Source organism: Infirmifilum sp. (assembly GCF_049970975.1).
Taxonomy (GTDB): domain Archaea; phylum Thermoproteota; class Thermoprotei; order Thermofilales; family Thermofilaceae; genus Thermofilum; species Thermofilum uzonense.
On record NZ_JBMFLX010000048.1, the window covers coordinates 1 to 9,334 of the forward strand.

The 9,334-nt window shown below is 43.0% G+C and carries 8 protein-coding genes; 6 read left to right on the top strand and 2 right to left on the bottom strand.

From position 1 onward, the window contains the following. Nucleotides 1-94 precede the first annotated feature (94 nt). Nucleotides 95-1,114 carry a D-isomer specific 2-hydroxyacid dehydrogenase family protein gene (locus ACP5KC_RS07065; protein WP_424740432.1) on the top strand — a complete coding sequence of 340 codons (1,020 nt, stop codon included), beginning with the start codon at nt 95-97 and terminating at the stop codon, nt 1,112-1,114. On the opposite strand, the gene ACP5KC_RS07070 is transcribed toward ACP5KC_RS07065, so the two are convergent. Together ACP5KC_RS07070 and ACP5KC_RS07075 are read right to left on the bottom strand one after the other, a co-directional pair. Further along, on the bottom strand, nt 1,107-2,636 hold the full coding sequence (locus tag ACP5KC_RS07070) for a gluconokinase (RefSeq protein ID WP_424740430.1): 1,530 nt from the start codon (nt 2,634-2,636) through the stop codon (nt 1,107-1,109). The genes ACP5KC_RS07065 and ACP5KC_RS07070 overlap by 8 nt on opposite strands. Before the next feature lie 18 nt (nt 2,637-2,654). Then, a complete protein-coding gene (locus ACP5KC_RS07075) occupies nt 2,655-3,374 on the bottom strand; it encodes a helix-turn-helix domain-containing protein (protein WP_428287073.1) in 720 nt (239 codons plus the stop codon). Nucleotides 3,375-3,456: 82 nt separating this feature from the next. Here ACP5KC_RS07075 and ACP5KC_RS07080 point away from each other — a divergent pair, with 82 nt between their 5' ends. From ACP5KC_RS07080 to ACP5KC_RS07100, 5 genes are all read left to right on the top strand, one after another. After that, entirely contained in the window at nt 3,457-4,335 is an 879-nt protein-coding gene (locus ACP5KC_RS07080) for a dihydrodipicolinate synthase family protein (RefSeq protein WP_428287074.1), read from the top strand. Nucleotides 4,336-4,396: 61 nt separating this feature from the next. After that, nucleotides 4,397-5,785: an ABC transporter substrate-binding protein gene (locus ACP5KC_RS07085; RefSeq protein ID WP_428287075.1), complete on the top strand. Its 1,389-nt coding sequence runs from the start codon at nt 4,397-4,399 to the stop codon at nt 5,783-5,785. A gap of 31 nt (nt 5,786-5,816) precedes the next feature. Further along, nucleotides 5,817-6,674 (top strand): carbohydrate ABC transporter permease, encoded by an 858-nt coding sequence (locus ACP5KC_RS07090; protein ID WP_428287076.1) that lies wholly within the window; start codon nt 5,817-5,819, stop codon nt 6,672-6,674. A 2-nt stretch (nt 6,675-6,676) separates the two neighbouring features. Further along, a complete protein-coding gene (locus tag ACP5KC_RS07095) occupies nt 6,677-7,555 on the top strand; it encodes a carbohydrate ABC transporter permease (RefSeq protein WP_424740416.1) in 879 nt (292 codons plus the stop codon). Between the two features lie 7 nt (nt 7,556-7,562). Further along, nucleotides 7,563-9,041 carry a gluconokinase gene (locus ACP5KC_RS07100; protein WP_428287077.1) on the top strand — a complete coding sequence of 493 codons (1,479 nt, stop codon included), beginning with the start codon at nt 7,563-7,565 and terminating at the stop codon, nt 9,039-9,041. Nucleotides 9,042-9,334: the final 293 nt, after the last annotated feature.

Below are 9,334 nucleotides of genomic sequence, written 5' to 3' on the forward strand. Positions count from 1 at the left end.
GGCTATGGTAATTTTTCACATATTATTAAATCGCCTAACCCGTTTGGACTGCTGAATATATCCAACCTCTACGGAAATATAATGGTAACCAGACATGTTCAAGGTCGCAGTAGTTAACTCGCGGTCGTTTGGAGTTAACGCTCCCGATTTATTAGACAAGCTTCGACAGCATGCCCAGGTAGACTTCATAGACTTGGATAAGAAGCTGCGCGGTAAGGATTTAGCTGAGAAACTCAGAGGCTATCACTTTATAATAGCTAGTGTCACGCCCTATTACGACGCTGAGTTTTTCAAAGTGAATAAAGATGTTCTCCTAATAGCCAGGCATGGTATAGGTGTGGACAACGTTGATCTTCAAGCCGCTACAGAGGAGGGAGTTATAGTTACTCGTGTTCCAGGTTACAAGGAAAGAGATGCTGTAGCAGAGCTCGCAGTGGCTCTATGTTTAAGCGTTGTTCGAAAGGTATGTCAGAGTAACAATATGGTGAGGCAAGGAAAATGGTCTGAAAGAGGAAAAATCATAGGCTTCAACATTTCTGGTAAGACTGTTGGAGTGATAGGTATAGGTAATATTGGAGGAAGAGTTGCCGAGATATTTTCGAGGGGGTTTAATGCTCACGTTCTTGCTTACGATCCTTTCGTAAATCCTGAATATGCGGAGAAGCTTGGTGTAAGGCTTGTTGACTTTGAAACCCTACTAAGAGAATCAGATATCATTATGATACACGCTCCTCTTACAAAGGAGAACTATCACATGATAAGTGATAAAGAGTTTTCAGCTATGAAACAAGGGGTAGTTATAGTCAATGCCGCCCGCGGAGAACTAATAGACACTCAGGCCCTGATAAGAGCGCTCGAGAGCGGTAAAGTGGCAGGAGTAGGCCTCGACGTAATAGAAGGAGAGCCTATAGACTCCTCTCATCCCATACTCAGATATGAAAACGTGGTCATTACTCCACATATTGGGGCCAATACACGGGAAGGTTTACGGGGAATGGATGAGTCAAACGTCGATGCTATACTTAAGGTAATGAGGGGTGAGCCCCCGACTGAGTATATTGTGAACCCTCAGGTTCTCAGCAAAAGGACACGTGCGAAAATCGCAATTAAATAATTATATTGTTTTTGTTTTCTAATTTGCTAAATACGGGCTTTATGTGCTCGAGTAATTCTTTGAAAAGCCGATAACTTTCCCTGTAAATTCTAACATTCTCCTCTATTGGAGTGAATACTTTAGCTATTCTTGCTTTTTCAAGTGAAGTTTTTCTAACATCATTTATTATATTTGTAGCTTTCATCCCGATAATGGTTGCTCCCCACAGGGCTGCATCAATAGCCTCAACTTTTTTAACGGGTATTTCTAGAACGTCTGAGATTATTTGCAGCCATAAATCAGACTTTGCTCCACCTCCAGTGATTCGTAGTTCTTTTATCTCTAATGAGTTTTCCTCTAAGGCATCTTTAACTGTTTTTAAGTTGAAAGCAACACCCTCCATGAAGCTTCTAATTATGTGATTCCTCGTATGATTTTCACGTAGTCCGAATAAAACACCAGAGGCCTTGTTCCCGTATTCTGGAATGCGCTCGCCTGAGATAAAAGGCAGAAAGATAAGCCCATCTGAACCAGCAGGAGCCATCATCGCCTCTCTCGTCAAAGCATCGTAGGGGTCTACTCCTATCTCTTCAGCTGCCAATTTTTCGAGGATTGCCAAATTGTCGCGGAACCATTTTAGCACAACACCTGCATTGTTCAGCGCGCCTCCCGGTAGCCAAGTCCCTCGGAAAGCGTAATAGGTCTGAAAACGCATTTTGCCTGACTTATCTAGAATCGGAGTCTCGCTAGCGACTCTTATCATCGTGCTCGTAGAGAGGTGCGATGAGCCGATATTTTCTCCAAGGGCTCCCTCCCCGATTGAGACGGAGCCTCCATCAAATACGCCGGGAATTACGGGCACGGGATTTTTGAGTCCTAACTGGCTTGCAATTTTCCTATCTAGCTCGCCAATTATTTCGTCTGGCTCAACGAGTTCTGGGAGCTTTGAAGAATCCAGGTCAAGCTCACGGACAACCTCCTCATCCCACGTTAAGGTTTCCAAGTTCAAGAGCTGCGATCCAGAAGCAGCACTCTTTTCAAAGACAATTCGTCCTGTAAGCCTGTAAATAACGTACCCCTTGACATCAAGGAAGTATTCTACCTTATCATATATCTCGGGTTTCTTTTTTCGGAGCCAGTAAATCTTTGGTAGCTGGTAGACATATATTGAAGGGCAACCCGTGCGTCTGTACAGCCACGAGGGCTGTACCTTTGAATACATCTCTTGTAGTGTCTCCGTAGGCCTTCTGTCAAGCCATGTCATAACGCCTGTTAGAGGCGTACCCGTGTCGTCTATACCTACCAGGCCAAATAAATAGCCTGAAAATACGATACCCTCAATTTCGGCATTCGTATGTTTAAGCAATTTTTTGGACAGTTCTAAAAATAAATTTACGAGCCCCTCGGGAGAGTGTTCAGCGGCTTTAGGCTCAACTCGAAGAATCGGAACCTCACTTCTGAGAAAATCAAGAAAGTTACCGGATTCGTCAACAAGTGCTACCTTTAAAGTGGTTGTGCCAAAATCAGCTGCCAAGAAAGGCATTCGAGTTGACCCTCGGATCTACAAGGACTCTAGGAATAACCTGAAGAGTTTTTGTTCGCCGCGACGTAAATGTTCACTCAGAGTGGCCTTCGAGATTTCGAATTCCTCTGCTAGCTCGCTCAAAGAGATCTTGCGGGGCCAATCATAGTAGCCCAGCGTATATGCCTTCTTGAGAATATTTCTCTGTTGGGGTGTTAATATGTCGGAAATTGCTATTTTCAAGCTTAGCTGACCTGTATTCCTAATTGCTGTATTTAAAGGGAGCCGTTCGAGAAGAATAACATCTCCATGTCTAGAGAGGTTAAAGGTAATCTCCTTAGGCTTTTCTTTGGAAACGATGTAGAATTCCCGTATTCCGCCTTTGAGAACATAAGGGAAAAAGGTAAAACGATTTGATTGGAGTGTATATTTGTAAAACTCGCAAAGACTTTTTTGCACCGCGAGAGTCAAAGAATATTTCTTCTTATAGAGTATTTTATAGTCTATTACACCCGGGTTGTTCCTCAATTTCCCCATTATTTCCTCAAAGACGCTTGTTTTTCCTGGGAACTCAACATGTACAAGTGTAGTTGAAGCATCCTTTGCAAGACTAATACCCTCAACATAAACAATGACGCCAGGGATTCTGCTAATCTCAGCGAGAACACTCCTATAAGGCTTCATTATTATTTTGTAGGCCGACAAATGTTCTCGGCCTTGGGGCTCTGTTTCTTCGAGAGGCGTGGTAAGTACTTTCATCAATCTTCTTGTTCAATGCTTTCATATAAACCTACTCCGTTTGGTATAATAAATAAAGAAAGGGGCTTAAAATGGAAATTTGATGCCACTGGAAAAGCTCTACGGATTATTCCCTCCCTTAATAACCCCATTCACACGTACAGGCCAACTAGACCTGGAAGCATTGGCTCAGGTTCTTGAGTTTACAAAGCCATTTGTTCATGGCTACTATCTATGTGGCAGCTATGGTCAGGGTCCGTTAATGGATCTAGAACAAAGAAAAAAAGTTGTAGAGAAAGTTATAGAAGAAGTAAGTGGGTCTAAGAAGATTATCGTCCATGTAGGTAGTCCATCTACCGATTCGACGATTGAGCTGGCGAGACACGCGGAAGAAGCTGGCGCACATGCAGTTGCTAGTGTTCCACCATTCTACTATAAGCATGCTGAGGAAAGCGTCTTAAAATTCTTCGAAGAACTTGTAAACTCGACATCACTGCCTGTCTACGTCTACAATAACCCTCCACGCGTAGGATATCCTGTCACCCCGGATCTCTTGGCTAAGCTAAAGAGTTTAGGTGTGAGGGGAATAAAGGATAGTAGTTTCGACGTCATAAACTTCATTAATTTTTCTATCTACGCGGGTGATGATTTCGACATAGTAATTGGGACGGAGGCCCTTATGTTACCTACGTACGTGTTGGGTGCGAGAGCATATATTCCTGGAATGTCAAACTATCTACCAGAACTTGTTTTCGAACTCTTCAATAAATTAGAGCAGGGAGACTATGCTCGTGCACGAGAGATACAGTTTAGAGTGAACAGGCTCCGTGAGGATCTACACAAATTAGGGAATCCCATTACCTTAACGTATCTAATATGGAATCTGAGAGGTATTAAGAAGAGCTTTCCTAAAAAACCCTTTTTACCAGCTAAGGAAGAACAAACGGAAAAATTAAAAATTCTTTTATCTGATTTTCTATAAACTCAACCCTAACGCGTTTGGCTTAAAAAAGATTACTCACATAAAACAAATATTTCTCGGTATGAGCATCAAAACCAATAAGACAACTATAGCTCTCGGCGTCATCCTCGTCGTAGTTTTACTGGGTGTTGTATTCTTCTTTCTCACTCGACCACCAGCTCAACCAACGCAGCAGCCAACAACTCCCCCTGCAGCTACCACCAGGCCAAAGCTGGTTATCTGGGGTAGAGCCACTTTCACTCCTCCACAGATGTATTGGGTTGAGAAAAAGGTCCGAGAATGGGCCGACAAGAATAATGTCGACGTAGAGATTACTTGGCTCGCAGTGGCTGATATCGGAAAGAAACTCATCGCCGCTGTGGAGGCAGGGAATCCTCCCGATGTTGTAATAAACGGGCACCCCGTGGCGATTTTCGCTGAAAAGGGATTACTGGTGCCTATAGATGACGTTGTAAAGAAACTAAACGAGAGTGACATATATGAGCTTAAACTCAAACAGTGCTCCTGGGGCGGCCACTACTATTGTATATCTACTATGTTCGAGGCCACATGGTTGCATGTTAGATGGGATATAGTTGAAAAGGCTAATGCTCAAGACTTATTCCCATTAAAAACCCTTGACGACTTCTACATAGCAGCTAAAAGACTACACCAGGTTGAACCAGGAGTATATGGTGTAGGGCTGCCTCTTGGGCTGAACGGGTATGATACTTGGTGGACATTCCTCCACTTCTGGGGAGGTTACGGCGGTGGGATGTTAACGGAAAGATCGGTTAAAGGAGTAATAATGGATAAGGAACCCTACAGGGAGGCTCTAAAGAAAGCTTTCGAGATTGAGAGAAAGATATGGACCGAGGGGCTTACGCCTCCAGACAGCGATCAGTGGGTCGATGTTTCCAATAACAATGCGTTCATCCAGGGTAAAATCGCGATGACTATGAACCCTGCGAGTATCTATTACGCTCTTATGACGCAGAACCCGAAGTTGGCTGCTGTAACAAAGCTATTCCTGCTCCCCGTATCTGTTGACTGTGGTGACGAGAGTGTATTCATTTTTAAGACGACAAAATACCCAGAGCTGGCCAAGGATTTGGTATACTATTTGTTCGCCGACAAGGAAGACTATAGGAAAGGCTTCTGTGAAGCATCAGCTCTATATGCTCTGCCTATCTTCAAGAGCCAAATGGCCGTGATATCTAAAGATTGGAAAGCTGGCAAGTATCCACAATTTGGTGAAGATCCGGCAAACGCTCTTGACAAGATAAAGTTCATGGAAACAGCTGCCTTCCCGCTTGGCGAAAGGACAACTGTTAGTGAAACTTTCCGCGAAGGTTTCACATGGAACGAGATGATTCAAAGAGCCGTCATTAAAGGGGAAAACTTTGACACAGTGATTGATACCTATGCTCAAAAACTGCGCGATGAAGTTAAGAGAGTTTACGGAGGATAAAAAATATTTTTCTTTCTAAGGTGTTTTAGTTATGTCTGTTAGATTGAAGGAAACTTTATATAAATGGCTATATGCTCTCCCAACGCTTATCCTTATCTTCTTTATATTTATTATACCAATAACATACGAAATCTGGCTGAGTTTTCACACAAAGGTCATCGGCGGTGAACCCGTTTTTGCGGGTCTCCACAACTATCAGAGGCTTTTTACATCAGAAACTTTCTATAAAACAATTTTAAATACACTAATATACTCCTTTTCATCAGTTTTCGTTAAGGCTGTCATAGGGCTTGCGGTTGCAGTTCTGCTAAATAAACAATTCTGGGGTAGAGGTTTTCTACGCGGCTTTTCAATCCTTCCCTGGGCTTTTCCATCATTCGTTTGCGCGGTTCTTTTCTGGTTTAACTACGATTACAGAGGTATGTTTAACTTTATCTTAAAGTCCCTAGGATTACAGCCCATACAATGGATGAGCTATGAGAATGCAATGTTTTCTGTAATTCTCCTCAACATTTGGCACGGATGGCCATTCTTTTTTATGGGATACCTTGCCGGGCTCCAAGCAATACCAGTTGATTTATATGAGGCCGCGGAGATAGACGGCGCCTCGCCCCTCCAGAAGTTTAAAGACATCACTCTTCCCAGCATTAAACCTGTAATCTACACAGTAATGTTACTGTCCTTAATGTGGACCATGGGAGAATTCACTCAGATATATATGACTACAGGAGGAGGCCCCATCGATGCAACTCTAACGATACCAATAGAGACCTACAAGATAGCTTTTCAAACTGAAGTCAACATGCCTTTAGCCGCAGCTTATAGTGTCCTGACCTTACCCATTTACCTCATACTCATTTACTTTACGCTGAAAGAGATGGGTGAGTAAGAATGTCCATGGCAAGGCGAAGCATGTTTGATAAAATCATCGTAGTAATTGGCAGCACTTTACTGCTACTGTGGATTATCATTCCTTCCTTCTGGGCATTCAAAACAAGTATTTCGGCTCCAGATGAGGCCTGGAAGCTGTTACCATCAAAGATAACGCTTGACAATTATATTAGCCTCTTTAGTCCCAGTTACGAAGCTATACTTAGAGGGCAGGGCCTCAGAGCAGCCCTGCCGGATCCAATGATAGTATACGTTACGAACAGCCTTATAGTATCCTTTACTGCATCTATTCTAGGAGTTTTCTTCGGTTCTTTAGCAGGATATAATTTGGCACGGTTTAATTATCGTGGAAAGAGACTTGTTGTCTGGATGGTTCTCTTCGCTTATGTTTTTCCAGTCTTCGTATTAATGGTTCCAATAGTTATCATTGTGAAAAGTCTAGGCCTCTATAATACTCTTTGGGGCGTCGCACTAGTTCACTTGGCCTACACCTTACCTTACTCTACTTTGATGATGCGGAGTTACTTCTACGGTATACCCGTAAGCCTTGAAGAAGCCGCATTAATCGATGGCTGTACAAGGTTTAGCGCCTTATGGCGAGTCGTGATACCTGTAGCGGTGCCTGGATTTGTGACAGCGTTTATCTTCTCGTTTACCCTCTCATGGAACGACCTTCTATTTGCTCTTATACTTCTAAATTCAAGCAGATACTATACACTTCCCATAGCCACAACATTTTTCCTGTGGGGAGGAGAGATAGTTGACCCTGGAGGCTTAGCAGCGACAGCCATATTTGCTGGGCTGCTACCAGCCCTGTTATACATGCTTGTGCAAAAATATGTCGTGGTAGGCCTGATCAAAGGAGCCGTCAAAGCGTGAACATCTAATGGTTAAAGACCTTTTCCTAGCCGTCGACATTGGAACTACAAACGTTAAGGGTGCTGTGTTCGACAAAGGTAGCATATTTCCGCTGGAAAGCATCTCTAGAAGAATAAGTCTCTATACGGAAGAAGGAAAGGGTGTAGCAGAGCAGGATCCAGATGAAATACTCAAGGCAGTCATAGAAGTAATATCCTTTCTGGCCAGAAAATACGGCGGTACAAGCATATCGACTATTTTTCTCACTTCCCAGATGCATGCTTTCGGGATATTAGAGGATGGGCGTCCGAAAACGCGTCTCCTGACATACTTTGATACTAGGAGTGGAGAATATCTTTCAAGATTGGAACCGATTGGCTACGAGCTCTACACTCGTACGGGCTGTCCTCCTTTACACGTGTATCCTCTCTTGAAAATCCTTTATGCGAAGGATCGAGGTCTAATCAAACACTCCGATAAACTCCTTATCTCGGCGAAAGACTACATTATTCTTAAGATGACAGGGCTTCATGTTCTTGATCTTTCGACAGCCTCAGGATCCCAACTTGTAAACACTCATAATTTAAAATGGGATGAACTCGCTTTGGAGGTTGCAGGAGTTGAAGAAAACCAGCTACCAGAGCTTATTGAGGGCTCTAAAAAACCTTTACCCATTGACCAGGATTTTGCCAGCAAGGTTGACATCCCATCATCAGTAGAGGTTTTCGCGGGGGTCTCAGATGCTTCTGCAAATCAGGTAGGAGTTGGTAGCATCAGTAATGATACTGTTGCAATAAATCTAGGTACAAGCGCTGCTGTGAGATTTCTAACAGATCACCCAGTTTTTGACGACTCAAAGATGCGCTTTTTCCTCTATTATGCCGGTAACAAGCGGTATCTCGCTGGCGGAGCAGTAAACAACGGAGGCATAGTTGTAGATTGGTTTTTGAAGCGACTAGGTCAGCTTGAAAGCGAGTATGCGAGTTATACAGGACAAAGCTTATATGAAGTCATCAACACATTAGCGACCTCATCCCCGCCGGGCGCTAACGGCGTCATAGCTCTCCCATTTCTACTGGGAGGAGAAAGATTTCCCATACGCAGACCTGAAGCAAAAGCGGTCTTCTATGGCCTCCAATTTCACAACACTAAGAGCGATATTCTCAGATCACTTCTCGAAGGTGTAGTCTTTACCTTAAAAATGATATACGACGCATTATCTCAGAAAGGGCTAAAAGCTAAATCAGTGAGAGTCGGGGGAGGAGGAAGCAGCATTCCGGTGTGGAGACAGATAATCGCTGACGTCTTTCAATTACCTGTCTTTAAGATGGATATAGCGGATTCTTCACTTCTTGGTGCTTTGATACACTACCTCGAATCCCAAAATATTCACATTGAGCTGCCACATCCTTCAGAAGTCAACGAACCCTCAAAGGCTAACCTTGAAATCTATCGGGCTAGATTCGAAGAATTCGCGAAGCTTGTCGAACACTTTTATCCTAGCTAGGTCTTGGAGTCTTATCAGCTATTTAACACTTAATATGTCTAAATAAACAAGTTTCCTAACCTTTTCAGCATGATAATCTCCTTTAAGGTAAAAATGATAATTTTTCTACTAATAAGTCATTTCTAGTTGATTCCTAGAGCTGGTTTTCATGACTTCTTACTGTTTTTAATCGCTTCCCGGAGATTAAGGAGGCCAAAAATTTCTTGCAGTTTTTATTGAAGATATGTTACCATGAAGGGTTCGAAGATTCTCTGAGTGGATAGATAGTTTCTCTAAATTCATTATGTAACTTA